This is a genomic window from Actinoplanes italicus, from assembly GCF_003001815.1.
GTDB lineage: Bacteria > Actinomycetota > Actinomycetes > Mycobacteriales > Micromonosporaceae > Actinoplanes > Actinoplanes italicus.
In genome coordinates this window covers 116,894-142,464 of record NZ_PVMZ01000025.1, presented here as the reverse complement: position 1 = coordinate 142,464, position 25,571 = coordinate 116,894, and the positions used below count along the sequence as shown (strand labels likewise).

General features: G+C 72.3%; 22 protein-coding genes, 1 rRNA gene and 1 pseudogene. 19 read left to right on the top strand and 5 right to left on the bottom strand.

The genetic code is table 11. The annotated features are described in order from the left end of the window. Positions 1 to 94 (top strand): 5S ribosomal RNA (gene rrf / locus CLV67_RS42395); the annotation flags it as partial. Between the two features lie 68 nt (positions 95 to 162). Here rrf and CLV67_RS42390 read toward each other — a convergent pair. Beyond that, a complete protein-coding gene (locus CLV67_RS42390) occupies positions 163 to 2,019 on the bottom strand; it encodes a hypothetical protein (RefSeq protein ID WP_146169514.1) in 1,857 nt (618 codons plus the stop codon). Here CLV67_RS42390 and CLV67_RS54890 point away from each other — a divergent pair. Beyond that, on the top strand, positions 1,996 to 3,111 hold the full coding sequence (locus tag CLV67_RS54890; RefSeq protein ID WP_249037984.1) for a hypothetical protein: 1,116 nt from the start codon (positions 1,996 to 1,998) through the stop codon (positions 3,109 to 3,111). The two genes, CLV67_RS42390 and CLV67_RS54890, sit on opposite strands and share 24 nt — an antisense overlap. Then, entirely contained in the window at positions 3,108 to 4,133 is a 1,026-nt protein-coding gene (locus tag CLV67_RS42380; protein WP_106329080.1) for an HAD-IIA family hydrolase, read from the top strand. Before CLV67_RS54890 ends, CLV67_RS42380 begins: the two co-directional genes overlap by 4 nt. A 73-nt stretch (positions 4,134 to 4,206) precedes the next feature. Here CLV67_RS42380 and CLV67_RS42375 read toward each other — a convergent pair whose 3' ends face one another. After that, positions 4,207 to 4,491 (bottom strand): hypothetical protein, encoded by a 285-nt coding sequence (locus tag CLV67_RS42375; protein WP_106329078.1) that lies wholly within the window; start codon positions 4,489 to 4,491, stop codon positions 4,207 to 4,209. 224 nt (positions 4,492 to 4,715) lie between these two features. On the opposite strand from CLV67_RS42375, the gene CLV67_RS42370 reads away from it, so the two are divergent. Further along, a complete protein-coding gene (locus tag CLV67_RS42370; RefSeq protein ID WP_239166679.1) occupies positions 4,716 to 5,921 on the top strand; it encodes a methyl-accepting chemotaxis protein in 1,206 nt (401 codons plus the stop codon). Positions 5,922 to 6,031: 110 nt separating this feature from the next. Here the strand turns inward: CLV67_RS42370 and CLV67_RS42365 are convergent, their stop codons facing one another. Further along, on the bottom strand, positions 6,032 to 6,367 hold the full coding sequence (locus tag CLV67_RS42365; RefSeq protein WP_106329074.1) for an SCP2 sterol-binding domain-containing protein: 336 nt from the start codon (positions 6,365 to 6,367) through the stop codon (positions 6,032 to 6,034). 96 nt (positions 6,368 to 6,463) lie between these two features. Between CLV67_RS42365 and CLV67_RS54885 the strand changes: the two are divergent. From CLV67_RS54885 to CLV67_RS42295, 13 genes and pseudogenes are all read left to right on the top strand, one after another. Beyond that, a pseudogene (locus CLV67_RS54885) lies at positions 6,464 to 7,045 on the top strand (phasin family protein); the annotation flags it as partial. Positions 7,046 to 7,835: 790 nt separating this feature from the next. Next, the gene (locus CLV67_RS42350; protein ID WP_106329072.1) at positions 7,836 to 8,054 is read left to right on the top strand and encodes a hypothetical protein; all 219 of its coding nucleotides are present in this window, start codon (positions 7,836 to 7,838) and stop codon (positions 8,052 to 8,054) included. A gap of 105 nt (positions 8,055 to 8,159) precedes the next feature. Beyond that, positions 8,160 to 8,990, top strand: a complete 831-nt coding sequence (locus CLV67_RS42345; protein ID WP_106329070.1) for a TlyA family RNA methyltransferase — start codon at positions 8,160 to 8,162, stop codon at positions 8,988 to 8,990. Continuing rightward, the gene (locus CLV67_RS42340) at positions 8,987 to 9,874 is read left to right on the top strand and encodes an NAD kinase (RefSeq protein ID WP_106329068.1); all 888 of its coding nucleotides are present in this window, start codon (positions 8,987 to 8,989) and stop codon (positions 9,872 to 9,874) included. The genes CLV67_RS42345 and CLV67_RS42340 overlap by 4 nt, the downstream gene beginning before the upstream one ends. Positions 9,875 to 9,925: 51 nt before the next feature. After that, entirely contained in the window at positions 9,926 to 11,683 is a 1,758-nt protein-coding gene (recN, locus tag CLV67_RS42335) for a DNA repair protein RecN (RefSeq protein WP_106329066.1), read from the top strand. A gap of 52 nt (positions 11,684 to 11,735) precedes the next feature. After that, a complete protein-coding gene (gene steA, locus CLV67_RS42330) occupies positions 11,736 to 12,929 on the top strand; it encodes a putative cytokinetic ring protein SteA (protein ID WP_203737500.1) in 1,194 nt (397 codons plus the stop codon). Positions 12,930 to 12,953: 24 nt separating this feature from the next. After that, positions 12,954 to 13,889: a copper transporter gene (locus CLV67_RS42325; RefSeq protein WP_106329064.1), complete on the top strand. Its 936-nt coding sequence runs from the start codon at positions 12,954 to 12,956 to the stop codon at positions 13,887 to 13,889. 25 nt (positions 13,890 to 13,914) lie between these two features. Next, positions 13,915 to 14,748, top strand: coding sequence for a hypothetical protein (locus tag CLV67_RS42320; protein WP_106329062.1), 834 nt, complete (start codon positions 13,915 to 13,917; stop codon positions 14,746 to 14,748). Further along, positions 14,745 to 16,307 carry a murein biosynthesis integral membrane protein MurJ gene (gene murJ / locus CLV67_RS42315; RefSeq protein WP_239166680.1) on the top strand — a complete coding sequence of 521 codons (1,563 nt, stop codon included), beginning with the start codon at positions 14,745 to 14,747 and terminating at the stop codon, positions 16,305 to 16,307. Before CLV67_RS42320 ends, murJ begins: the two co-directional genes overlap by 4 nt. After that, positions 16,304 to 17,416 carry a glycosyltransferase family 4 protein gene (locus CLV67_RS42310; protein WP_106329060.1) on the top strand — a complete coding sequence of 371 codons (1,113 nt, stop codon included), beginning with the start codon at positions 16,304 to 16,306 and terminating at the stop codon, positions 17,414 to 17,416. The genes murJ and CLV67_RS42310 overlap by 4 nt, the downstream gene beginning before the upstream one ends. A gap of 8 nt (positions 17,417 to 17,424) precedes the next feature. After that, positions 17,425 to 19,683: a hypothetical protein gene (locus tag CLV67_RS42305; RefSeq protein ID WP_239166681.1), complete on the top strand. Its 2,259-nt coding sequence runs from the start codon at positions 17,425 to 17,427 to the stop codon at positions 19,681 to 19,683. 119 nt (positions 19,684 to 19,802) lie between these two features. Next, positions 19,803 to 21,494, top strand: coding sequence for a CTP synthase (gene pyrG, locus CLV67_RS42300; protein WP_106329056.1), 1,692 nt, complete (start codon positions 19,803 to 19,805; stop codon positions 21,492 to 21,494). Position 21,495: 1 nt separating this feature from the next. Beyond that, positions 21,496 to 22,074, top strand: a complete 579-nt coding sequence (locus CLV67_RS42295) for an NUDIX domain-containing protein (protein WP_106329054.1) — start codon at positions 21,496 to 21,498, stop codon at positions 22,072 to 22,074. 2 nt (positions 22,075 to 22,076) lie between these two features. Here the strand turns inward: CLV67_RS42295 and CLV67_RS42290 are convergent, their stop codons facing one another. Next, positions 22,077 to 23,318, bottom strand: a complete 1,242-nt coding sequence (locus tag CLV67_RS42290; RefSeq protein ID WP_373873184.1) for a macrolide family glycosyltransferase — start codon at positions 23,316 to 23,318, stop codon at positions 22,077 to 22,079. A gap of 40 nt (positions 23,319 to 23,358) precedes the next feature. Between CLV67_RS42290 and CLV67_RS42285 the strand changes: the two genes are divergently transcribed. Continuing rightward, entirely contained in the window at positions 23,359 to 23,982 is a 624-nt protein-coding gene (locus tag CLV67_RS42285) for a TetR/AcrR family transcriptional regulator (protein ID WP_106329050.1), read from the top strand. 37 nt (positions 23,983 to 24,019) lie between these two features. Here the strand turns inward: CLV67_RS42285 and CLV67_RS42280 are convergent, their stop codons facing one another. Further along, positions 24,020 to 25,096 carry a nucleotide disphospho-sugar-binding domain-containing protein gene (locus CLV67_RS42280; protein WP_106329048.1) on the bottom strand — a complete coding sequence of 359 codons (1,077 nt, stop codon included), beginning with the start codon at positions 25,094 to 25,096 and terminating at the stop codon, positions 24,020 to 24,022. Between the two features lie 31 nt (positions 25,097 to 25,127). Here CLV67_RS42280 and CLV67_RS42275 point away from each other — a divergent pair, with 31 nt between their 5' ends. After that, positions 25,128 to 25,544, top strand: coding sequence for a VOC family protein (locus CLV67_RS42275; RefSeq protein WP_106329046.1), 417 nt, complete (start codon positions 25,128 to 25,130; stop codon positions 25,542 to 25,544). Positions 25,545 to 25,571 lie beyond the last annotated feature (27 nt).

Sequence of the window (25,571 nt, the reverse complement as noted above, 5' to 3'; positions counted from 1 at the left end):
AACGCCCGGTTACATTCCGAACCCGGTAGCTAAGCCCTCCAGCGCCGATGGTACTGCACTCGGGAGGGTGTGGGAGAGTAGGACGCCGCCGGACTAAACTTGATCGGTCGAGGGCCGCCCCACTTCGGGGTCGGCCCTCGACTGCGTTTATGGGCAGATCCCCTAGTAACTTTGTGTGTCGAGAACAGCGTGTGTCGGAGCAAGGCCACCCGGGCCGAAGTAGCCCGCCGCCGTACTGGAAGGAATTGATCCGTGACTACAGGACCGCAGGACGGCGGCTCCAGCAACCGCGACGGCGAGGGCCGTTCCGGAGGCGGTCGCGACGGAGGTGGCGACGGGCGTCGGCAGGACCGTGGCGGCAATCAGGGCGGTGGCGACCGCGGCGGTTTCCGTGGCGGCGACCGTGACCGTGGAGCCCCCCGTGGTGGTGACCGTGATCGCGGTGGCTACCAGGGTGGCGGCGACCGCGGCGGTTTCCGCGGTGGTGACCGTGACCGTGGTGGCTTCCGTGGTGGCGACCGTGACCGTGGTGGCTACCAGGGTGGCGGCGACCGGGGTGGCTTCCGCAGCGACGACCGTGGCCGTTCCGGTGGTGACCGTGGCGGCTTCCGTGGCTCCGACCGTGGCGTAGAGCGCAGCGGCTCCCAGGGCGGCGGTTTCCGTGGCGGCGACCGTGACCGTCCGGGCTATCAGGGTGGCGATCGTCGGCCCAGTGGTGACCGTCCGGGTTACCAGGGTGGCGGCGACCGTGGCGGTTTCCGTGGTGGTGACCGCGACCGTGGCGGCTACCAGGGTGGCGATCGTCGGCCCAGTGGTGACCGTCCGGGTTACCAGGGTGGCGGCGACCGTGGTGGGTTCCGTGGTGGTGACCGTGACCGTGGTGGCTACCAGGGTGGCGGCGACCGCGGTGGATTCCGTGGTGGTGACCGCGACCGTGGCGGCTACCAGGGTGGCGATCGTCGGCCCAGTGGTGACCGTCCGGGTTACCAGGGTGGCGGCGACCGCGGTGGATTCCGTGGTGGTGACCGCGACCGTGGCGGCTACCAGGGTGGCGGCGACCGTCGGCCCAGTGGTGACCGCCCCGGCTACCAGGGCGGCGGCGACCGTGGTGGTTACCAGGGTGGCGACCGTCGGCCCAGTGGTGACCGTCCGGGTTACCAGGGTGGCGGCGACCGTGGCGGATTCCGCGGTGGTGACCGTGACCGGGGCGGCTACCAGGGTGGCGGCGACCGCGGTGGGTTCCGTGGCGGCGATCGTGACCGTGGCGGCTACCAGGGTGGTGGCGACCGTGGTGGTTACCAGGGTGGCGACCGTCGGCCCAGTGGTGACCGTCCGGGTTACCAGGGTGGCGGCGACCGTGGCGGATTCCGTGGCGGCGACCGCGATCGCAGTGGCTACCAGGGCGGTGGCGACCGTGGCGGCGCGCGCGAGAGCTTCCAGGGCGGTTCCGGTGGGTTCCGTGGTGGCGACCGTGACCGGGGTGGTGACCGTCCGCAGGGCGGCGGCTTCCGGGGCGGTGACCGTGAGCGGTCCTTCGACCGGCCCCGTGGTGACCGGCCGAGCGGCGACCGTGGTGGATTCCGTGGCGGCGACCGCGATCGCAGTGGCTACCAGGGCGGCGGCGACCGTGGGGGTTACCAGGGTGGCGACCGTCGGCCCAGTGGTGACCGTCCGGGTTACCAGGGTGGCGGCGACCGTGGCGGATTCCGCGGTGGTGACCGTGACCGGGGCGGCTACCAGGGTGGCGGCGACCGCGGCGGGTTCCGTGGCGGCGACCGTGACCGTGGCGGCTACCAGGGCGGTGGCGACCGCGGCGGATTCCGTGGGGACCGCGACCGTGGCGGCGACCGGGACCGCGGTGGATTCCAGGGCGACCGGGACGATCAGGCGAACGCCGGTCAGGCGCCGTTCGAGGCCCCCGAGATTCCCGAGGACATCACGGCCGCAGACCTCGACCAGGAGGTACGTGCCGAGCTGCTGAGCCTTGCGCGGGACGTGGCCGAAAAGGTCGCCCGGCATCTGGTGGCGGCCGGCACGATCATCGACGAGGACTCCGAGCTGGCGCTGCGGCACGCGATCGCGGCCCGGCGGCTCGCCTCGCGGATCGCTGTCGTGCGTGAGGCTGTCGGCCTGGCGGCGTACGCGGCCGGGGACTGGACGACGGCGATCGCCGAGCTGCGGACGTATCACCGGATGACCGGCCGGCAGACGCACCTGGCCGAGCTGGCCGACTGCGAGCGGGCGCTGGGCCGGCCGGAGCGGGCGATCGACCTGTTCCGCGGCGCGGACGTGGCGAAGCTGGAGAAGGCCGGAGCGATCGAGCTGCTGATCGTCGCCGCCGGAGCCCGGGGCGACCTGGGCCAGCACGACGCGGCCGTGGCGATGCTGCAGGTTCAGGAACTGACCGGCAACGAGGACGCCGAGTGGGCGGCGCGGCTGCGCTACGCCTACGCGGACGCGCTGCTGGCGGCCGGCCGTCGCGAGGAGGCGCGGGAGTGGTTCGCCCGGACCGCCGCGACCGACGAGGAGCAGGTCACCGACGCGGCCGAGCGTCTGCTCGAACTCGACGGCGTCACCATCGAGGGTGACGACCACGACGAGGACGACGAGGAGACCGGCGAAGGCTCCGCGACCGGCCGTGACCGCGAGGACGGCGAGGACCGCCGTGACTCCGGCGACGACGAGGACGGCGACGACGACCTCGGCGACGACGACCTCGACGACGAGGACGACGAAGACGACGACCGCGAGGACGGCGACGACCTGGACGAGGACCTGGACGACGACCAGGACGACGACCAGGACGACGATCTCGACGAGGACCAGGACGACGATCTCGGCGAGGGCGCGCGGGCGGACGTCGGGGACACCGACGTGAACACGGACCCGCTCAGCCTGGACGAGGACGGCGACAAGGGCGTGCCGGTGGTCACCGGTGGCGTCACGGAATCGCTGGAGAAACCGGCCGACGAGTTCACCGCCGAGCACAGCGTCGACGAGTCCGTCACCGGCTCCGTCGACAAGGCGCTGGACGGCGAGGCGGACTCCGACAAGACCGACGAGTCCGTGGCCGGTTCGGCCAAGGGCGACGAGGAGAAGCCGAACGCGTGACCGATCACCTTGCCGGTGGCTACGACCTGGTCATCTTCGACCTGGACGGCGTCGTCTTCCTGATCGACAAGCCGATTCCGGGTGCGGCCGAGGCCGTCGAGAGGCTGCGCGCGGACGCGACGACGATCGCGTACGCGACGAACAACGCCTCCCGGCGGGCCGCCGAGGTGGCGTCGCTGCTGACCGGCATGGGTGTGAGCGCGGAGCCGGCCGAGGTCCTGACCTCGGCCGGCGCTTCCGCGGCGATGCTCGCCGAGCGCCTGCCGGCCGGTGCGCCGGTCCTGGTGGTCGGTGCGGAGGCGCTTCGTGCCGAGGTCCGGGACGCGGGCCTCACCCCCGTCGACTCCGCTGAGGACGAGCCTGTCGCGGTTCTCCAGGGGTACGGCCCCGAGGTCGGCTGGAAGATCCTGGCGGAGGCCGCGCTGGCGGTCCGCGCCGGAGCGACCTGGTTCGCGACCAACACCGACCGGACCCTGCCGAGCCCGCGCGGTCCGTTGCCGGGCAACGGCTCGCTCGTGGCCGTACTCCGAACCGCTTTGGATCGTGATCCTGATGTCGTGGTCGGCAAACCGCAGCCGGCTCTGTTCCGGACCGCGGCCGGTCGCTCCGACGCCCGGCGGCCGTTGTCGATCGGCGACCGCCTGGACACCGACATCCAGGGCGCCGTCACCGCGGGGATGGACAGCCTGCTGGTTCTGACCGGCGTGAGCGGCCCCGCCGACCTGCTGTCGGCCCCGGAGAACCGGCGCCCGACCTACGTGGCCGCCGACCTGTCCGCGCTGTTCCGCCCGGCCGCCGACGCCCGTGTCCCGGCCGCCGGTGACGAGGCGGGCGGCTGGCGGCTGTCCCGGGAGGGCGGTAGCGCCACCTTGACGGGCTCGGGCGACCCGGTGAACGCCTTGCGCCTGCTGTGTGCGGCGACGTGGGACGGCGTGCCCGTCTCAGCCGTCACCGCCGCTTCCTCCGAAGCCGGGCACCTGCTCGAGTCCTGGGGCCTGACGAACGGCTCCGAGGCCCCCTGACTCGTCCACGCCGTGACCCGCGTAGTGATCTGCGGCGCGTGATCGCCGGTGGATCACCACGCGGGTTCCGGCGTCAGTGGTGGATCCTGGTGAGACCCGCCAGGAGCAGTGCGGCGCTCTGGGCCGCGTCGTCGACCGGGCCGGTCTGCGGGGCTCCGGCCGGGCGCGGGATCTGGTGACGGCGCCGGGCCGGCAGGGGCGCGTCCGGATCGATGTGCAGCATGCCGTCGACCATCGCCACGACCGGTGTGCTCATCCAGTCGAAATCGGGCACTGCCACCTGCTCGGCCCGCTCGTGCACGTTCGCGGTGGTCACCGTGGCGTCGAAGCGGGGGAGGCCGGGACGGGGTTGTTTCATGGTCCCTCCCTGATACCGGCCGGCACGGCCGCCGGCCGTCTGGATTCCCTTCCTTCATCGTGGCACCGTTCGCGGGTGGGCAGGCAGGCCTTCCGCCATTTGCCCGAAGGGGTCAAGGTGGCCGTCCGCCGGTCGATCAGAGGGGTGTGAGTTCTCTGACGTTGCCGCGGGGTGCCCGGCTCTCTGACGCGTCGTGGCAGGCCCGGCACCGAATCGTCAGCCGGTTGCTCTGGTTCCACGTTCCGGTCTTCCTGGTCGTCGGCATTCTCGGGCCGCGGTCGCCGTGGGAGGCGGTACTGCTGTCCGCCGCCGTCGCGGTGTGGGCCGCCCTGGCTCCGCTGGTGCCGTCGGCCAAGGGCCGGGCCAGCCACGTCAGCGTCGGGCTGATCGCGTGCACGTTCGTGGCGATCGAGCTCACCGGCGGGGAGATGTCCACGCACATCCACCTGTACGCCGTGCTCATCTTCGTGGCGCTCTACCAGCAGTGGGCGCCGCTGGTGTCGGCGATCGTCGTGGTGGTCGTGCATCACGGCGTGCTGGGCCTGGTGTCACCGGAACGGGTCTTCGGCGAGCACCACATGGGCATCGCCGCCGCGATCGGGATGGTTGCGCTGCACGCCGGGCTCGTCACGGTCGAGGTGGCCGGCATCGTCATCTTCTGGCACTTCGCGGAGCAGGCGGAACGCGAGAACGAGGTGCTGGCGCGACAGGCCGAGGACGCCCGCCGCGAGGTGGAACGGGCCGAGCGGGACTCCCGGGAACGCGCTGCCGAGGAGCTGCGCGTGCGGTCCGAGGAGTCGGCCGAACAGGCCCGGCGGATCACCGCCGACGTGGCACAGATCAGCGCGGAGGCGCACACGGCGATCTCCGCGGTGGCCGCCGTCGACCGGGAGCTGTCGGCCCTGACGGCGTCGGTGCGCGACATCGCGGAACGGTCGGCGCAGGCCGCCGGGACCGCCTCCTCGGGCAAGGACGCGGCGGCGTCGGCCGGGGAGAAGGTCCGGCGGCTGGAGAAGTCGGTCGGGGAGATCGCCGACGTGAACGCGATCATCGCGTCGCTGGCGGAGCAGACGAACCTGCTCGCGCTGAACGCCACCATCGAGGCGGCCCGTGCCGGGGAGCTCGGCAAGGGCTTCGCCGTGGTGGCCGGTGAGGTCAAGGACCTGGCCCGGGAGACGGCGACCTCGGTGGAGAAGGTCAATCAGGTGATCTCGGCGATCGTGGCGGAGACCGGGGACGTGGCGCAGACGTTCGCGTCCACCACCGGTGCGGTCGACGACATCCACGAACTCCAGCTGAACATCGCGTCCTCCGTGGAGGAACAGGCGGCGGTGCTTGCCGAGGTCACCACCCAGCTGTCGGCTGCCACCTCAGCGGCCGACCAGGTCCTCGCCGGGCTGCAGACCCTGTCCGCGGCGACCGGCCGATGACTTGGTGGGCCGCGGCGGGAAGCCGTACCGTCCGTGATCGATGGTGTTGATCCTTTGAACTGACCGCCGGCTGTGCCCGTATCTCCGGGCACAGCCGGTGCGGGTCGGTCTCAGAGGAGTTTGCGGAGCTTGAGCAGGTCGAACGGGTTCGCCTTGATGCTGATCTGCCGGGAGGCGATCGCTCGGGTCACGTCGAGCTTGCCGGCCACCAGCGAGAGCAGGTCGTCGCTCCCGGTGATCAGCGCGATCTTCGCCTTCGGGTCGTCGCCGTCGGTGATGTCAACGAGCCGGCCGCCCTTGATCCGGGCGTGGAAGGCGGTGCCGAGATCGGTGATCCGGCAGGCGAGGGTGCGATCCAGATCGAGGCGCCCCTGCGCCTCGGCGTTGATGTCGAGTCGGGCGGCTAGGTCGTACAGCGCCTGGCGACAGTCGTCCACGGTGGCCATAAGCGCATCCTCCCTCACGACACCAGCACGGTACCTCAGGAGTTTCCCGGAGGTGCCCGGTAGCGTGGCACCCGACGCGGCGAGAGGAGGCGAGACATGCCGGACGCATGGCGGGCATATCTGGACCTGGCACTCGGTTTGACGGAGGCCCCCCGGAAGAAGGCGCAACAGGTCGCCGGGGAGCTGCTCGACCGGGGCGGGGCCACGGCGGCACAGGTGCAGGGCCTGGTGGAGGACCTGCTGTCGGCGGGCATCGCGAATCGTGAGGCGCTGACCAACATCGTCAGGTACGAGGTGGACCGGGCGCTCGGACGGGTGGGACTGGCCACCGCCGAGGAGGTGTCCGACCTCACGACCAAGGTACGTGACCTGGAACGGCAGCTGCGCGACGCGCAGACGCGGGTCAGCGCGGCCGAGGGTACCCGGCTGGAGAAGCCGGCGCCCGTGCCACAGCCGGCGCCCGTGCCACAGCCGGCGCCCGTGCCACAGCCGGCACCGGCCAGGAAGACGGTCGCCAAGAAGGCGCTCAAGGCGAAGCCGAACGCGATGCCGGCCGCCGGTACCGAACCGGCCCCCGGCCCGGCGAACGCGGTGGCTGGGCCGGTGGCCGCTCCGGTGGCCGAGTCCGTGCCGGTGAAACGCGCTCCGGCCAAGCGGGCCCCGGCCAAGCACGCCCCTGTCAAGGCGTCGCCGGTGAAAGTGGCCAAGGCCGCGCCGGCGAAGAAGCCTTCGGTGGGAGCCGTGGCGCCCACCGAGCCCACCGAGCCCACAGCGCCCACAGCGCCGGCGAAGACCGCGACCGCGGCGAAGGCCGACGGGGTGAAGTCCGGCGGGGTGAAGGCGGCGCCCGCTAAGAAGGCGCCCGCCAAGACCGCTGCGGCGAAGGCTGCTCCGGCGAAGGCTGCTCCGACGAAGGCGGGCCCGGCGGCAACCACTGAGGCTGCGCCGGCCAAGGGGCTGCCCGCCACGCCGGTCACGTCCGCTTCGGCCGAGAAGCCGCCCGCCAGGCGTGCGCCGCGTAAGGCTGTGGTCGCGCCGGTGTTCGTCGAGCCCACGGCGGAGCCCGCTGTGAAGCCGGAGCAGGACGGCGCCCCGGTGCCGGACACGGCTGGGAAGGTCGCGACCGAGCCGGCCGGTCCGGCGGCGCCGCGGAGGGCACCGGCGAGGAAGGCGGCGGCGAAGCAGGCCCCCGCCACGGCCGCCAAGCAGGCCCCCACCAAGCAGGCCCCCGCCACGGCTGCCAAGCAGGCCCCCACCAAGCAGGCCCCTACCAAGCAGGCCGCCACCAAGCAGGCACCGGCCAGACAGGCCGCTCGGCGGGCCACCCCGGCCAAGAAGGCCGCGCAGGTGCCGGCACAGCCGAAGCCCGCGTCGGAGGCGGTCAGCCGTTCCGAGAGTTCGGAGGCGTGAGGCAGTGACACATTCCTGGTCTCCGCAGCCCGGACCGCGGCCCGGCCCACAGCCCGGCATGCAGCCGGGCCCACGGCCCGGTCTGCCGGTGGGCGGCGGTCCGCAGGTCGTGCCGCCGGTCTCCCATCACAGCGGGGAGGACACCGGGCATCCGGCCGTGGACGCGGTGCTACGGTCGCTCGCCAACGCCGCTCGGCTGGCTCCGGCGGAACAGATCGCGGAGTACGAGGCCGCGCACCAGGTGCTCCAGGAGACTCTGGCCAGCATCGATCGTTGACGCTTGTCCGTGGTCACGGGAAACGGCGGCGGGAAACCGGTTCACACCGGCTCCCGCCGCCGTGGACCGGCCGCTCGTCCACCCGTACCGAATAAAAGGAATTTGATGGCCCGTCGTGCGCGTCTCGACGCCGAGCTCGTCCGTCGCAAGCTCGCCCGCTCCCGGCCGCAGGCCGCCGAGCTCGTGGCGGCCGGTCGCGTGCAGGTCCGTGGCACCGTGGCGCAGAAGGTCGCCGCGATGATCGACCCGGCCGACCCGATCGTGGTGACCGGCGAGGACCCGAAGGACGAGTACGTGTCGCGGGGTGGCCACAAGCTGGCCGGCGCTCTGGCGGCGTTCGGGGCGGGAGGGCTGACCGTGGCCGGGCGTCGCTGCCTGGACGCGGGCGCCTCGACCGGCGGGTTCACCGATGTGCTGCTGCGCGCCGGGGCCCGGCAGGTGGTGGCGGTGGACGTCGGGTACGGCCAGCTGGCCTGGCCGATCCGCACCGACGAGCGGGTCGTGGTGCAGGAGCGCACCAACGTCCGTTCCATCACTGCCGAGTCGATCGGCGGGCTGGTCGATCTGACCGTTGCGGATCTGTCGTTCATCTCGCTGCGGCTCGTGCTGCCCGCGCTGGCCGCGTGCACCGGGCCGGACGGTGACCTGGCGCTGATGGTCAAGCCGCAGTTCGAGGTCGGCAAGGAGCGGGTCGGCTCGGGTGGTGTGGTGCGTGACTGGCGGCTGCGCGCCGAGGCCGTTCTGGACGTGGCGGTGGCCGCCGCCGGGCTGGACCTGGGGGTGGCGGACGTGACGGCCAGCCCGCTGCCCGGGCCGAGTGGGAACGTGGAGTTCTTCGTGTGGTTCCGGCGGGACGCCCCGCCGGCTGATCGAGCCCGGATCGAGACGGTGGTCGAGGCCGGTCCGCATGCTGCTGACCCTGTGGAGGAGAAATGACGCGCTCGGCCCTGCTGGTGACGCACACCGGGCGCCGGCAGAGTACGCAGCACGCCCGCGCGGTGGCGCTGGACCTGATCGCCGCCGGCTTCGAGGTGCGGGTGATCGCCGAGGAGGTCGACGATCTGGAGCTTCCGCCCGGAGTGGAGCCGGTGTTCGGCCCGGACGTGGCCGACGGTGTGGAGATCGTGCTGGCGCTCGGCGGTGACGGCACCATCCTGCGTGCCGCCGATCTGGCCCGTCCGGCGAAGGCTCCGCTGCTCGGGATCAACCTGGGCAAGGTCGGCTTCCTCGCCGAGACCGAGATCGATCACATCGACCATGCGGTCGCCGAGGTGGTGGCCGGCAACTACACCGTGGACGAGCGGCTGACGCTCGATGTGCGGGCCGAGTACGACGGCCGCCTGATCGCCGAGTCGTGGGCGCTCAACGAGGTGACCGTGGAGAAGGGCCAGCGGGCCCAGATGCTCGAGCTGATGGTGGACGTGGACGGCCGGCCGCTGTCGCGGTACGGCTGTGACGGTGTGGTGTGCGCCACACCGACGGGGTCGACGGCGTACGCGTTCTCGGCCGGTGGCCCGGTCGTCTGGCCTGAGGTGGAGGCGCTGCTGCTGGTGCCGATCAGTGCGCACGCGCTGTTCTCCAAGCCGCTGGTGACCGCTCCGACGTCGACTTTCGTGCTGACGGTCGACCCGTACACGTCTTTTGCGGTGTTGTGCTGCGACGGACGGCGGACCTGGGACCTGCCGCCCGGTTCGCAGGTGACGGTCGAAAGGGGTCAGCTGCCTGTTCGGCTGGTCCGGCTCGCGCCGCGTCCGTTCACCGACACGCTCGTGGCGAAGTTCGGTCTGCCGGTCGTCGGCTGGCGGGGGAATCGACGCTGATCAGACCCCCGTCGTTGGGCAATTGTCGGAGGGTCCCGATACTGTCTGGCTGTGCTGGAGGAACTGCGCATCACCGGGCTCGGCGTCATCGACGACACGACGCTGCGGCTCACGTCGGGCATGAATGTGATCACCGGCGAGACCGGGGCGGGTAAGACGATGGTGGTGACCGGTCTGGGGCTGCTGTTCGGCGGCCGGGCCGACGCCGGCCGCGTCCGCGCCGACCCGGGCCGGGCGGTGGTCGAGGGCCGGCTCAACCTGCGCGGCACCCTGGGCGACGCGGTCCGGACCCGGATCACCGACGCCGGTGGCGAGCCCGACGACGACGGCTCGGTGCTGCTGACCCGGACGGTGACGGCCGAGGGCCGCTCCCGGGCGCACGTCGGCGGCCGGAGCATGCCGGTGTCGACGCTGAGCGAGCTGGGCGAGCAGGTGCTGGCCGTGCACGGCCAGTCCGACCAGCTGCGCCTGCTGCGCCCGTCGGAGCAGCGGTCCGCGCTCGACCGGTTCGCCGGCCCCGGGCACGAGAAGCTGATCGACTCCTACAAGGAGGCGTTCAGCCGGTGGCGGGCCGTGGTCGAGGACCTGGCAGACCGGCGCCGCAACGCGCGGCAGCGCTCGCAGGAGGCCGATCTGCTCAAGCTGGGCCTCGACGAGATCACCCGGGTCGACCCACAGCCCGGTGAGGACGAGGATCTGCGTAACGAGGTGCAGCGGCTGGAGCACGCCGAGGGGCTGCGGGTCGCGGCGACCCTGGCGGCGCAGGCGCTGGCCGGCGGGGTGGAGGCGGCCGACGAGACCCCCGACGCGACACAGCTGCTGGGCCTGGCCCGGCGCACGCTGGAGGGTCAGTCGGCGGTCGACTCGTCGCTCGGTGACCTGGCGGCCCGCATCGAGGAGGCCGCGACCCTGGTCGGTGACGTGTCGTCGGAGCTGTCGGCCTATCTGGGCACGCTCGACGCAGACCCGGCCCGGCTGGAGGCGATCTATGAGCGGCGGGCCGCGCTGCGGGCGCTGACCCGCAAATACGCCGACGACATCGACGGTGTGATCGCGTGGGCGGAGAACGCGCGCACCAAGCTGAGTCTGCTGGACTCCTCCGACGAGCTGCTCGACGAGCTCGACAAGGAGCGGCAGCGGCTGGAGGCCACGGTCGGCGAGCTGGCCGGGCGGCTGACGGCGGCCCGGCGGGAGGCGGCCTCGCGGTTCTCCGAGGCGGTCAGCGTGGAGCTGGCCGGGCTGGCGATGCCGCACTCGCGGGTCGAGGTCGCGGTGCTGACCCGGGCTCCGGTGCGTGACGAGCCGGCCGTGACGGTCGACGGCGAGACCCTGGCCGCCGGGGCGGACGGCGCGGACGAGGTGGAGCTGCGGCTGCACGCGCATCCCGGTGCGCCGGCGTTGCCCCTGCAGAAGGGTGCGTCCGGTGGTGAGCTGTCCCGGGTGATGCTGGCGATCGAGGTCGTGTTCGCGGGTGCGGGCGGGCCGCCGACCCTGGTGTTCGACGAGGTCGACTCGGGTGTGGGCGGCACGGCGGCGGTGGAGATCGGCCGGCGGCTGGCGCGCCTCGCGCGTACCCACCAGGTGTTGGTCGTGACGCACCTGCCGCAGGTCGCGGCATTCGCCGATCGTCACCTGGTGGTCGCGAAAGACACCGGTGGGGCGATCACCACGAGTGGTGTGCGCATTGTGGAAGAAACCGAGCGAGCTCGGGAATTGTCCAGGATGCTTGCTGGTTTGCCCGATTCAGACCTGGGCATTGCTCATGCCGAGGAGCTACTCTCCGTGGCCGCTCGGGAGAAACGCGCCTAAGAAGGTGAGCTGGCGCATGTCGCGGGGGTCCCGGGTGCGGTGGCATGTCAGGATGGCCGGGATGCGACTTCCCATTCCCACCCTCCGCCGGACCAGGAGCGTCGACCCTGGTCCGGTCTCCGGCGTGGCCCGGCTGGACCGGCGGACCAAGCGCCTGACCGGCCGGCTGCGGCCCGGTGAGATCGCCGTGATCGATCACGTCGACCTGGACCGGGTGGCGGCCGACTCGCTGGTCGCCTCCGGGGTCATGGCGGTGCTCAACGCGAAGCCGTCGATCTCCGGGCGCTACCCCAACCTCGGCCCCGAGGTGCTGATCCAGGGCGGTGTGATCCTGGTCGACGATCTCGGTGAGGACGTCTTCACCGCCCTGCGCGAGGGCCAGACGGTCGGTATCGACGGCGCGACGGTGCTGCTCGACGGTGAGCCGGTCGCGTCCGGCACCCGGCAGGACGCGGAGAGCGTCGCCAAGTCGATGGCCGACGCCCGCGAGGGCCTGTCGGTGCAGCTCGAGGCGTTCGCGGCGAACACCATGGACTATCTGAAGCAGGAACGCGACCTGCTTCTCGACGGTGTCGGGGTGCCCGACGTGCAGACCCGGATCGGCGGGCGGCACGTGCTGATCGTGGTGCGCGGGTATGACTACAAGGAGGACCTGGAGGTCCTCCGGCCGTACATCCGGGAGTACAAGCCGGTCCTGATCGGTGTGGACGGCGGCGCGGACGCGCTGGTGGAGAACGGCTACACCCCCGACATGATCATCGGTGACATGGACTCGGTCACCGACGACGTGCTGCGCTGCGGCGCCGAGATCGTCGTGCACGCCTACCCGGACGGGCGCGCGCCCGGCCTCAAACGGGTGGAGAATCTGGGTGTCGACGCGCTGACCTTCCCGGCCGCGGCTACCAGCGAGGACCTGGCGATGCTGCTCGCCGACGAGAAGGGCGCGTCCCTGATCGTGGCCGTCGGCACGCACGCCAACCTGGTCGAGTTCCTCGACAAGGGCCGTGGCGGCATGGCCTCGACGTTCCTGACCCGCCTCAAGGTGGGCGGCAAACTGGTCGACGCGAAAGGTGTGAGCCGGCTCTACCGGCAGAGCATCTCCGGGTCGGCGGTGCTGCTGCTGGTGCTGTCCGCGGTGGCCGCGATGGCCTCGGCGGTGGCGGTGTCCACGGTGGGGAAGGCCTATCTCACCGTCGTGTCCGAGTGGTGGGACAATCTGCTCTTCCAGCTCGGCAATCTTTTCTGAGGTCATCGTTGTGCTGAGGGCATTGTGATCAACTTCCGGTACCACGTGGTGTCGCTGACCGCGGTCTTTCTGGCGTTGGCGATCGGCCTGGTGGTCGGTACCGCGGCGCTCAACGGCCCGGTCTCCGAGAACCTGCGTAACAACCTGGCCGCGCTGAACAAGGACAACAACGTCCGCCGGGAGCAGGTCAACAAGCTCAACGACGAGGTGAACCGGAACCAGGAGTTCGCCACCCAGATCGCGCCGATGCTGCTCGGCGGCAAGCTGGCCGGTCGCAAGGTCGCCGTGGTCGCCTTGCCCGGCACCGAGGAACCCACCGAGGGCGTGGTCAAGATGCTGACCGTGGCCGGGGCCACGATCACCGCCCGCGTGCGGGTGGAGGAGAAGTTCTTCGACCCGAACACGGTCAACGAGCTGCTGTTCCTGGTCGACGAGCTGTCCCAGCCGAGCATCCCGCTGGCCGGGCTGCCGCTCAACAGCGACGGTGTCGAGACGGCCAGCGCGCTGCTCGCCCGGACCCTGTATCGCGGTACGAGCCCGACGCCGCCGACGGCCGAGGACGTGACCGCCGTGCTGGCCGCGTTCGCGCAGCCCGGCTATGTCACCGCCGAGGAGGGCGCGACCGGCGGCGCCGAGGCGATCGTGCTGGTGGCCGGGGTGCCGCCGACCGACAAGGAAGCCGGCAAGAAGACGAAGTACGCGGTCATGATGGCCACCCAGTTCGGTCAGGGTCAGCCGCTGGTGGTGGCCGGTGACGACGCGGGCGAGGGAAATCTGGTCGCCGGCGTCCGTAACGACCCGGCGCTGGTGACCGAGATCTCCACGGTGGACAACGTGAGCACCGTGCAGGGTCAGGTCGCGACCTCCCTGGTCACGGTGGAGCGACTGGTGCAGAACAAGGTCGGCCAGTACGGCCTGGCCACGGGCGCCACCTCGATCGTGCCGTCGGCCGCGCCGTAGTCCTGCCCGTCTAGACTCTGCGGCCATGGCCTACCTCCGCTCCGCAGCCGTCGGCGCCCTGGTCGCGAGGAACGTGCTCGCCTGGGTGCGCCGTGATCCCAGAGCCCGCGAGCTGGAACGGACCAACTTCCACGGGCGGACCGTGACGCTCGCCGGTGGCCCGGCACTGGCGGCCGGTGCCACGATCGGGGCGGCGTCCGGGGCTGCGTCCGGCCGTCTGGCGGCGGCGGCCGTCGCGGCAGGTGCGGTCAGCGGTGCGGTCGGGTTCTACGACGACCTGGTCGGTAACCGGCCCGACCAGAAGGCGGCGAAGGGTTTCGCCGGGCATCTGGGCGCGCTGCGCGAGGGCAAGGTCACCAGCGGCCTCGTCAAGATCGCCGGGGTGGGCGCGGCCGGGCTGGCGGCCTCCGCGCTGATCGGCAGCGGCCGGTCCTCGCGATTCGGGCGTGGCGTCGACGTTCTGCTCGGCGCCGGTGTCATCGCCGGGACGGCGAACCTGCTCAACCTGCTGGATCTGCGGCCCGGGCGGGCGCTCAAGGCCGGCGCGATCCTCGGGGCGCCGCTCGCGGTGGGCCGCAACGCGTCGATGACCGCGGGCACGCTCGGCGCGGGCGCGGCCCTGCTGCCCGGCGACCTCGGCGAGGAGATCATGCTCGGTGACGCCGGGGCGAACGCGCTGGGCGCGCTGCTCGGCGTCGCGCTGGTGGCGCGGACCTCGACGACCGGCCGGGCGGGCGCCCTCGCGGCGCTGGCGGCCCTGACCGCGGCGAGCGAGAAGGTCAGCTTCACCAAGGTCATCCAGGACACCCCGTGGCTGCGTACCCTCGACGACCTCGGGCGCCGGCAATCGCAAGCGTGACCAGGCTCGCCGGTGCGGCCGCGCTGATCACGGCGCTGACGATCGTGGCCCGGCTCGCCGGGTTCGGCCGGACGCTGGTGTTCTTCTACACGGTCGGCGAGGACGGCCTGGCCGACCTCTACTTCGCCGCCAACCTGGTGCCGAACATCGTCTTCGAGCTGGTCGCCGGTGGCGCGCTGGCCAGCCTGGTGGTTCCGTTGCTGGCCGGCGCGGTCGCGGACGGCGACCGCGACCGGGTGCACCGCGTCACGTCCGCCCTGCTCACCTGGGTGCTGCTGCTGACCCTCCCGCTGGCCGTGCTGGTGTTCCTGGCGGCCGGGCCGATCAGCGGCCTGCTCGACGGCGTGCCTCCGGAGCATCAGGAGATCGCCGCCCGGATGCTGCGGATCTTCGCGCCGCAACTGCCGCTCTACGGCGTCGGGATCGTGCTGACCGGTGTGCTGCAGGCGCACCACCGGTTCGCGTGGCCGGTGATCGCGCCACTGCTGTCGAGCGTGACGGTGATGTCGGCTTACCTCGCGTACGCGGTGATCGACGGCCCGCGGACCGGGTTCGCCGGGCTGAGCCGTGCCGGTGAACTGACCCTGTCCGTAGGCACCACCCTCGGCGTCGTCGTGCTCAGCCTTTGCCTGCTGATCCCGGTCGCGCGGCTGCGGCTGCGACTGCGGCCGAGCCTGCGGTTCCCCGGCGGCGAGGGCCGGCAGGCGGTCCGGCTGGGCTGGGCGGGTGCCGTCACCGTCGGCGCGCAGCAGGTGGTGGCCGCGCTGATCGTGGTTCTCGCCGCACGGGAGATGGCTCACTACACCGGTGCGCAGACGGTGTTCCTGCTGCCGTGGGCGGTGCTCGCCGTCCCGCTGGCGACGGCCGTCTACCCACGGCTCGCGGCGGCGTTCTCGGGCGGGGACGAGGCCGGGTACGCTTCCGCGCTCTCCGGCACGGCACGCTCGATCGTGCTGTTCGCCGGGTTGGGCACGGCCGCGCTGGCCGGGCTGGCGATTCCGATGACCGCGCTGATGAACGCCCGCGGAGCGGCGGCCGGGGTGGTCGGATTCGCTCCCGGGCTGCTCGGCTACGCGTTGTTCGCGCTGCTGTCGCGTGCTCTCTACGCGCGGGGTGCGACGGCCGCGGCCGCGGTGGCCTCGGCCGTGGGCTGGCTCACGGCCGCGGTGGCCGTGATCGTGGTCACGGCAGTGCCGGGCGGTGGTGCCAGGGTGTTCGGGCTGGGTGTGGCCAATGCGATCGGCATGACCGTCACGGGGGTGCTGCTGGTCCTCGCGGTACGCCGGCACGCGGGCCGCGAGGCACTGGCCGGGCTGGGCCGCGCCACCGTGGCGGCGGTGCTCGCGGCCGTGGCCGCCGGACTCGCCGGGTGGGCGGTGGTGACGGGTCTCGGGCCCACCCCGGGAGTGCCCGGCAGCCTCGTTGCGGGCATGCTGGGCGGTGTGGCGGTCGCCGCCGTGTACCTGGCGGTGGCCTTCGTGCTGGATCGGCGTGACCTCGGGCCGCTGGCCGGCACGCTGGGACGACGTCTGGGAAGAGTGAGGGGTCAGCGGTCGTGAGCAGCGACGGGGAATGGCGCGGCTCGGTCGTGCTGGTGGTGGCGTCCAGTACCGGCGGGATCGGCCAGCACGTCGCATCACTGGCCCGCGGCCTGGTCGCCGGCGGCTGCCGGGTGCTGGTGTGCGGGCCGTCCGCGGTCGACCAGCACTTCGGGTTCACGGCGAGCGGCCTCGAGTTCTCGGTGGTGGAGATCCCGGCCGACCCCGGACCACAGGACTCCGGCGCGATCCGGCAGCTGCGCAAGGCGGTCGCCGGGCGTGACGCCGAGGTGATCCACGCGCACGGCCTGCGGGCCGCCTTCGTGGCCTCGGTCGCGCGGACCGGCGTACCGCTGGTGGTGACCTGGCACAACGCGGTCCTCGCCCGGGGCCTGAGAGGCCAAGCCGGGGCCCTGCTGGAGCGGATCGTGGCGCGCAACGCCGCGCTGACCCTCGGCGCCTCCGACGATCTGGTGCAGCGCGCGACGGCGCTCGGCGCCCGCAAGGCGAGGCTGGGCCCGGTCGCCGCCCCGCAGCTGGCGTCGCCGAAGCGGACCCGTGCGGCGGTGCGCGCCGAGTTCCGGCTGCGCGGCGAGACCCCGCTGATCCTGTCGGTCGGCCGGCTGCACCCGCAGAAGCACCACGATCTGCTGATCGACGCGGCCGCCCGATGGCGTGACCTCGATCCCGCCCCGGTCGTGGTGATCGCCGGCTCGGGGCCCAGCTACATGCCGCTGGCGCAGCGCGCGTCCCGGCTGCACGCCCCGGTCCACCTGCTCGGGCACCGCACCGACGTACCGGACCTGCTGCTCGGCGCCGACCTCGCGGTGATCACCAGCGACTGGGAGGCGCGGCAACTGTTCGCCCAGGAGGCGCTGCACGCCGGGGTGCCGCTGGTCACCACCGCGGTCGGCGGGCTGCCCGGTCTGGTCGGCGACGCGGCGGTGCAGATCCCGCCGAACGACCTCGATGCCCTCGACACGGCGGTCCGGCGACTGCTCGGCGATCCGCTGCTGCGCGCCGACTACGCGGCCCGCGGCCCGCGGCAGGCGGCGACCTGGCCCGGCGAGGCCGACGTGGTCGCCGACGTGCGGTCCGGTTATGCCGAGGTCGCGGCGGTCCGCCGGTGACTCCGTCGGTGCCTTCGCGGGTCCCTTCGCGGGTTCCGGAGAAGCACGGGCTGCTCGACCGGTTGCGCCGGGTCCGCCCGCCGGGCACCCCCCGCGGTCCGGTCGTCGCCGCCTGGGTGCCCTACCTGCTCGTGGTGCTCGTCGCCGCGGCCAGTCTCGCGGTGCTGGCGCTGCGGCCCGCCGAACGGCAGCGGGGCGGAGACGCCGACTACGTGGTGATCGCCGCCGCGGCCGGGCTGCGCTGGGAGGATCTCGACCCGAAGCGCACCCCGGCGCTCTGGCAGGAGGCGACCCGCGGTTCGGCGGGCTGGCTGTCGGTGCGCTCGGCGCATTCGGTGACGTGTCCGTCCGACGGGTGGCTGACGCTCGGCGCCGGCAACTACGCGGCCTGGGACACCCGTTCGGTGACCGGCCGCTGCCCGGCGGCCGAGCCACGGCTCACCCAGCCGGACGGGCGCGGTGCCAACCTCACGGATCAGCCCACGGTGGTCCGCAACAATCAGGACCGGCTGCCGTACGGGACGACGCCCGGAGCCCTGGCCGAGTCGGTGCGCTGCTCGGTGGCCGTCGGCCCGGGCGCGGCCATCGCGGCGGCCCGCCCGTTCGGCCGCGTCGACCGCTACGTGGCCGAACTGCCGGCGGACCCGGCCGAAATGCTCGCCGACTGTGTGCTGAGCATCGTCGACCTCGGCACGATCGAGGGTGACGGGGCGGCTCGCCGCACCCAGGTGGAGGCCGCCGACCGTACCCTCGCCAAGGTCCTCGCCGCCCGTCCGGAACGCTCGCTGATGCTGATCGCCGGGCTGGCCGACACCGACACGACGTCGCGCCTGCACGTGGCGATCGTCGAGGGCCCCGGCTGGGAGGGCGGCTGGCTCACCTCTGCGGGCACCGGCCGCGAGGGCTACCTGCAGCTGGTCGATCTGGCGCCGACCGTGCTGTCGGCGCTGGGCAAACCGGCGCCGGAGAAACTGTTCGCCGGTTACACGGCCGGTGTCACGCCGGGCCGTCCGAGCGATCCGGCCGAGGCCATGCAGGGACGGCAGGACGCCGACCGGCGGGCGATCGCCCAGCGCGGCGTCGCCGAGATCTTCTTCACCGTGCTGGCCGTCCTGCAGCTGGTGCTCTTCATCGCGGTGATCCCGGTACTGGTCCGCGCACGCCGGCACGCCGGCCCGCTCGGCCCGCCGCTGCCGCCGCGACGCCTGGTCGAACTGGCCGAGCTGGCGCTGATCGCGGCGGGGCTGGCGATCCCGGCGGCCCTGCTCGCCGATGTGGTGCCGTGGTGGAGCAGCGCCCACCCGGCGTGGATGTTCGGGTCGGCGACGGCCGTGCTGATGGCCGCCGGGACGCTGCTGATCCGGTTCGCGCCGCGCTATCAGCGGACGCTGTGGCCGATGGCCGCCGTCGCCGCGATCAGCGCGCTGGCGGTGGCGGTGGACCTGGCGACGGGGGCGCGGCTGCAGCTCAACGGGGTGGCCGGTTACTCGGCCATCCACGGAGTGCGGTATGCCGGGCTCGGCAGCGTCGGTCTCGGTGTCTTCGTGGCCGGGCTGTTCTTGCTCGGTGGCTCGCTGGCGCAGTGGGTGACCCGGCGCTGGCGCCCGCTGGTCATGGTGACCTTCGGGGGGCTGGGTGTGGTCATGGTCGGCAGCTCCCACCTGGGCGCCGACCCGGTCGGGGCGATCGCGGTGACGGCCGGCGCCTGCGTGGCCGCGGTGATGAGCACCGGCGGCTGGCTGACCTTCCCGCGGTTCGCCTGGTCGGCGCTGACCGGCGTGGTGGTGACCATCACGTTCGCGGTGCTCGACCTGCGGCGCGCGCCGCTGGAGCAGGGCACGCTGGGCCGGTTCCTGACCGCGCTCGGCGACGGCACCGCCGGTCCGGCGATGCAGCGCGCCGCGGCGGCGAACGGGCAGGCGCTGCTGGACAACCCGCTCACGCTGCTGGCTCTGTGCGGTGCGGTGATGCTGGTGTTCTGCCAGTTTTCCCCCTGGGGTGGCCTGAACCGCGTGTATGGCCTGCATCCGGCGGTCCGGGGCGGGGTCGCCGGGACGGTGGTGGCGACGCTGATCGCCGGTGTGCTCGGCGGAACGGCCCTCGGCGTGGCCGGCGCCGCGGCGGCCACGGCGGCGCCGATCGCGGTGCTCACGGCCCTGCGGGTGCTGCTGCACGCCGCCGACCGGACCCCGGCGCCGGGGGAGACGGACGGTCCTGGTGGCCCACTACTACGCAAATCCGACGGAGATCCGTTAACTGTGCCATGACACGCACGTCCACCAGCCCGAACGTGGAGCTCCTGGCAAACAGTGTTACGGTGAACTCCCGTGGATGGGGTCCTGCCCCGGCCGCAAGAACCTGTTAACGGCGACCACGGGAGCGGGCCTTGGCCTCAACAGTGCGCGACACGCGGCACATCTTCGTCACCGGGGGCGTCGCCTCCTCGCTGGGCAAGGGCCTCACCGCCTCCAGCCTCGGCAATCTGCTCACCGCCCGCGGTCTTCGCGTCGTGATGCAGAAGCTGGACCCCTACCTCAACGTCGACCCCGGCACGATGAACCCGTTCCAGCACGGTGAGGTGTTCGTCACCGAGGACGGGGCGGAGACCGACCTCGACGTCGGGCACTACGAGCGTTTCCTCGACCGTGACCTGTCCGGCAAGGCGAACGTGACGACCGGCCAGGTCTACTCGGCGGTCATCGCCCGTGAGCGGCGCGGCGAGTACCTCGGCGACACCGTTCAGGTGATCCCGCACATCACCAACGAGATCAAGAGCCGCATCTTCGCGATGGCCGACCCGGACGAGAACGGCAACGTCCCGGACGTGGTGATCACCGAGGTCGGCGGCACGGTCGGCGACATGGAGTCGCTGCCGTTCCTGGAGGCGATCCGCCAGGTCCGTCACGAGGTCGGCCGTGACCACGTCTTCTACCTGCACGTGTCGCTCGTGCCCTACCTCGCGCCGTCGGGTGAGCTGAAGACCAAGCCGACTCAGCACTCGGTGGCCGCGCTGCGCAACATCGGTATCCAGCCGGACGCCCTGATCTGCCGCAGCGACCGGGAGATCCCGGAGAAGATGAAGCACAAGCTGGCGCTCTACTGCGACGTGGACGCCGAGGCCGTCATCGCCTGCCCGGACGCGCCGAGCATCTACGACATCCCGAAGGTCCTGCACGACGAGGGCCTCGACGCGTACGTCGTGCGCCGGCTCGGCCTGTCCTTCCGGGACGTCAACTGGAAGACGTGGAACGACCTGCTCGAGCGGGTCCACCACCCGAAGCGGACGATCACGGTCGCACTGGTCGGCAAGTACGTGGACCTGCCGGACGCGTACCTCTCGGTGAGTGAGGCGATCCGGGCCGCCGGGTTCGGCAACACCGTGAAGATCAAGCTTCGCTGGGTGCCGAGCGACGACTGTGTCACCCCGGCCGGCGCCGCTGCCGCGCTCAAGGGCGTCGACGGCATCGTCATCCCGGGTGGTTTCGGTGTCCGCGGCATCGAGGGCAAGGTCAACACCTCGCGGTACGCCCGGGAGAACAAGATCCCGATCCTCGGGCTGTGCCTGGGCCTGCAGTGCATGACGATCGACGCGGCCCGCAACCTGGCCGGCCTGGCCGGCGCGAACTCGGTCGAGTTCGACGAGAAGGCCACCTACCCGGTCATCTCCACCATGGCCGACCAGGAGGACATCGTCGCGGGCAAGGGCGACCTGGGCGGCACCATGCGGCTCGGTGCCTATCCGGCGAAGCTCAAGACCGGTTCGATCGTGGCCGAGGTGTACGGCTCGACCGAGATCTCCGAGCGGCACCGGCACCGCTACGAGGTCAACAACGACTTCCGGGACAAGCTGTCGCAGTCGGGTCTGGTCTTCTCCGGCACCTCCCCGGACGGCCGCCTGGTCGAGTTCATCGAGCTGGACCGGGAGACGCACCCGTACTTCGTGGCAACGCAGGCGCACCCGGAACTCAAGAGCCGCCCGACCCGCCCGCACCCGCTCTTCGACGGGCTGGTCAAGGCCGCCATCGCGTACGCCTCGGCGGACGAGCTGCCCGTCGAGATCGACGTCGAGGCTCCCTGAGATGACGTTCGCCCACGAGACGGTGTCCCGGGACGAGCGTTACCACGGTGCGATCTTCTCCGTCTACAGCGACCAGGTGACCATGTCGGACGGCACGACCGCCGTCCGCGACGTGGTGGAGAACCAGGGCGCCGTGGTCGTGGTCGCCCTGGACGACTCCGACCGGGTGGTGCTGATCAAGCAGTACCGCCACCCGGTCGGCCGGCACCTCTGGGAGCTGCCGGCCGGCCTGCGTGACGTGGCCGGTGAGGACGAGGCGGTCACCGCGGCCCGCGAACTGGCCGAGGAGGCCGACCTCACGGCCGGCCGGATCGAGCCGCTGATCGACCTGCACACCTCGCCCGGGTTCTCCGACGAGGCGGTCCGCGTGTTCCTCGCCCGCGACCTCGCGCCGGTGGCCGAGACGGACCGGCACGAGCGGACCGCCGAGGAGGCCGACCTCGAGGTGCGCCGCGTCGACCTCGACGAGTGCGTGGCCATGGTGTTCCGCGGCGAGATCACGAACGCGGCCGCGGTCGCCGGAGTGCTGGCCGCGGCCCGCGCCCGCGACTCCGGCTGGACGCTTCTGCGGACCGCCTGACCTCATCTCCCGGTAAGCGCTGCGGCGTTCTCGATGAGCGCCGCGGCGTAGGCGGCGCCGCTGCTCTCCCGCAGCTCCCGGCTGATGCCGGCGCTCGTGCGGCGGACGTCCGGGTCGTTGATCAGACCCAGAAACGCCTCCCGCAGGTCCGCCGCGCCGAGGTCGGTGCTGATCCGCCGGGCCACACCCAGCTCGACCAGCCGGTCGGCGTTGCCGAACTGGTCCACCGCCTGCGGCGCGACGAGCATCGGGGTGCCGCAGTAGAGCCCCTCGACACTGCCACCCATGCCGGCGTGGGTGAGGAACGCCTGTGCCTGCCGCAGGATCGCCAGCTGCGGCACCCACGTGTGAACCTCGATGTTGCCGGGCAGCTCACCGAGCACTGCGGGGTCGACGTGCTTGCCGATCTGCAGCACGACGTGCCAGCCGGGCAGGCCGCCGAAGGCCTCGACGCATCCGCGGTAGAACTCCGGATGCTCGGTGAACGCCGAGCCCAGGGAGACGAGCAGGACGTTCTCAGCGTCGGCCGGCCGGGTCCAGCCGCCCTGGTCGCCGCGTTCGCCGAGGATCGGGCCCGCGAAGGAGTAGACCTTGTCGTCGACCCGGTCGGCGTTCGGCTGCATGGCGCGGGGGATCAGGACGAGCGACCGGTCCGGGCGGCCCTGGAACGCCATGCTGTCGGTGACGGACGAGCCGTTCTCGGTCAGCCACTGCTCGAAGCGGCGGTAGTAGTCGGCGCCGCGTGGGTCGGCGCGCATCGCCTCGACCATCGGCGCCATCTCCTGCTCGTAGCCGTCCCAGGCGACGAAGGTGGGGGACAGCTGCATCGACGGGATGCCCCACTGCTCGGCGAGCAGCCGGGCCGGTGCGCCGGCGATGTCGTACAGGAAGAGATCGGGCCGATCGTCCTGATAGGCCTCACGTAGTTGCGGGAGCATCGCGATCGCGTCGTCGAGGAACAGCGTGAGCTGGTCGATGGCGTCGCCGTCGGACCCGTCGTTGCCGCCGGTCAGGGTGGATCTGCAGGGCCGGAACTCGGCACCCGTGGACTCGATGATCGCGGCCCAGGACGGGTCGTTGGCGTAGGTGACCCGGTGGCCGCGGGCGACGAGCTCGCGGATGACCTCGATGCTGGGGTTGACGTGGCCGGGGAACGGGATGCTGACCATGGCGATGTGCATTGGGTCCTCCAGGTCGTTCAACAAGACGAGACGTAGCGTCTCGTTTCCCGCGCGGCTTGTCAAGACGAGACGTCGCGTCTCGTTATGCGGTAGGATCGCCGACATGCCAGACGCCTCCCGCCGCAGCGAACGCTCCCGCTCCGCGATCCTCCGGGCCGCCGTGGCCCTGCTCGAGGAGAAGGAGTACGCCGACCTCACCGTCGAGGCCATCGCCTCCCGTGCCGGTGTCGGCAAGCAGACCATCTACCGGTGGTGGGGCGGCCGTGGCCCGGTGGTCCTCGACGCCCTCATCGACCACCTCGGCCCCGACGGGCCCCCCAGCCTGCCCGACACCGGTGACCTCGAGGGCGACCTGCGGCTCGTTCTCCGGGCGATCGTCGCCGAGCTCGCCGACAGGCGGCTGTCGGCCACCACCCGCGCCCTCACCATCGAGACGCTGTCCAGCGACGAGTTCGCCGAGCGGATGCGCGACCGGCTGCTGCGACCACAGCTCGACACCATCAAGGAGCGGCTGCGTGCCGCCCGCGCCGCCGGTCAGGTGCGTGACGACGTCGACCTCGACCACGCCGTCGAGCTGCTGATCGGGCCGGCCTATCACCGCTGGATGATGCGCACCGGCCCGCTCACCGAGGGCTACGCCGATGACATGGTCGACCTGGCACTGACGGCGCTGCGGCCGGCGGCGGTCCGTTCGGGGGCAGCGGGCGGGGCGGCAGACAGTCCCTGATCCCGCCGGTCCTGGCGGTCCTGGGGACCGGTGGGAGCTAGGCCGCCTGCTTGATCGCCTCCACCAGCTGCCCGGGCGGGGGCATCGCCGCGATCTCGGCGCTCACCTCCCGGGCCGCCGACGCCACCACCGGATCGGTGATCAGGCGGGTGAGCAGCGCCGCGGAGATGTCCCGCTCATCGGCAGCGATGCCCGCGCCGCGGGCCGCGACCAGCTCGGCGTTGTGCCGGCGGTCCCCGGCGCCCCGGACGATCAGCTGGGCGGCGCCCGCCTGCAACGCGCTCAGCGTGGTGCCCGCGCCGCCGTGGTGCACGATCACCGCGCCCGCCGCCAGCGCCGCCGGAATCGGCACCCAGTCGGTGGCCCGCACGTTCGGCGGAAGCCTCCGCAGGTTCGGCCGGATCAGGACGACATCGGCGTCGATCCGGCCGGCGGCCTCGGCCACCCGGGCCATCACCCGGTCCCGGCCCGGTTGCGGCACCGTGCTGCGGCTCACCAGGATCCGGGGCCGCGACGGCGGGCCGGCCAGCCACTCCGGCAGCGGGCCGTCACCCGCGTACGGCACGAACCGCATCGGCAGGTGCGTGCCCCGCCCGGCCACGCTCGCCGGCGTCACCCGGATCACCGCGGCCGGCGCCGCGAACTCCGGCCGCCCGCGCATCCGGGTCGCGGCCAGCAGCGCCGGGCCGTCGAACAGCGAATTCTCCTGCAGGATGCCCGGCACCCCCAGCCGGGCCGCGACCACCGCACCGGCCGCCGCGAGCGGCTCGAACACGATCCGATCCGGCCGCCACTCGCGGGCCACGCGCTCCAGGCCGCCGAGCAACCGATCGTTCACCGCGCCGAACAGGTGGCCGACCACCCGTGTACCGGCGGTCCCGGCCAGCTCCGCCCTGATCAGCATCGGACGCCGCAGCATCGTGCCCGCCGCCACTGGCCCGAATCGGAACCCCGGCGCGACGTCGCGGACCTCGAAGCCGGCCTCCGCCACGCGCAAACCGTCACCGGCGGTCGCGACCAGCACCTCGTGCCCGGCGTCGCACAGTGCCCGCGCCAGCGGAACCAGGGGGAACACGTGTCCCACCAGCGGTGCCGAAACCACGAGAACGCGCATCAATACACTCTAGGCGGGTACGTGGACGGCCATGACCGTACCCAAGCTCCAGTCTTTCGTGCTGGACACCACCGACGCGCGTCGTCTCGCCGAGTTCTACCGCCAGTTGCTCGGCCTGGAGTACCGCAAGGGTGACGAGCCGCCTCCGGCGGGCTCGGGGGACCAGCGGGAGACCGGGTGGCTGGTGTTGCTGCCACCCGACGGTTCGTGGCGCCTGGCGTTCCAGCAGACCGATGGCGTACGCCCGACGAGCTGGCCCGACGCCGAGGTGCCCCAGCAGGCACACCTGGACACGTCGGTCGACTCGGTGGAGGAACTGGACCGCCAGCACGAGCGGGTGCTGGAACTCGGCGGCACGCTGCGCTTCGACCGGCGCGACGACCCGGACGAGCCGCTGAGGGCCTACGCCGATCCGGACGGCCACATCTTCTGCATATTCGTCGCCTGACCCCTTGACCTCAACTTCGATTGAGGT

Bases quoted from the DNA above. Each gene is read 5' to 3' on its own strand.
- CLV67_RS42375 (WP_106329078.1), bottom strand. From the start codon at position 4,491: ATGAAACAACCCCGTCCCGGCCTCCCCCGCTTCGACGCCACGGTGACC.
- CLV67_RS42280 (WP_106329048.1), bottom strand. From the start codon at position 25,096: ATGCGCGTTCTCGTGGTTTCGGCACCGCTGGTGGGACACGTGTTCCCC.
- CLV67_RS42365 (WP_106329074.1), bottom strand. From the start codon at position 6,367: ATGGCCACCGTGGACGACTGTCGCCAGGCGCTGTACGACCTAGCCGCC.
- CLV67_RS42285 (WP_106329050.1), top strand. From the start codon at position 23,359: ATGCCAGACGCCTCCCGCCGCAGCGAACGCTCCCGCTCCGCGATCCTC.
- CLV67_RS42350 (WP_106329072.1), top strand. From the start codon at position 7,836: ATGCAGCCGGGCCCACGGCCCGGTCTGCCGGTGGGCGGCGGTCCGCAG.
- CLV67_RS42390 (WP_146169514.1), bottom strand. From the start codon at position 2,019: ATGCCGGGCGACCTTTTCGGCCACGTCCCGCGCAAGGCTCAGCAGCTC.
- CLV67_RS42320 (WP_106329062.1), top strand. From the start codon at position 13,915: ATGGCCTACCTCCGCTCCGCAGCCGTCGGCGCCCTGGTCGCGAGGAAC.
- CLV67_RS42295 (WP_106329054.1), top strand. From the start codon at position 21,496: ATGACGTTCGCCCACGAGACGGTGTCCCGGGACGAGCGTTACCACGGT.
- CLV67_RS42345 (WP_106329070.1), top strand. From the start codon at position 8,160: ATGGCCCGTCGTGCGCGTCTCGACGCCGAGCTCGTCCGTCGCAAGCTC.
- CLV67_RS42275 (WP_106329046.1), top strand. From the start codon at position 25,128: ATGACCGTACCCAAGCTCCAGTCTTTCGTGCTGGACACCACCGACGCG.
- steA (WP_203737500.1), top strand. From the start codon at position 11,736: ATGGCCGGGATGCGACTTCCCATTCCCACCCTCCGCCGGACCAGGAGC.
- CLV67_RS42340 (WP_106329068.1), top strand. From the start codon at position 8,987: ATGACGCGCTCGGCCCTGCTGGTGACGCACACCGGGCGCCGGCAGAGT.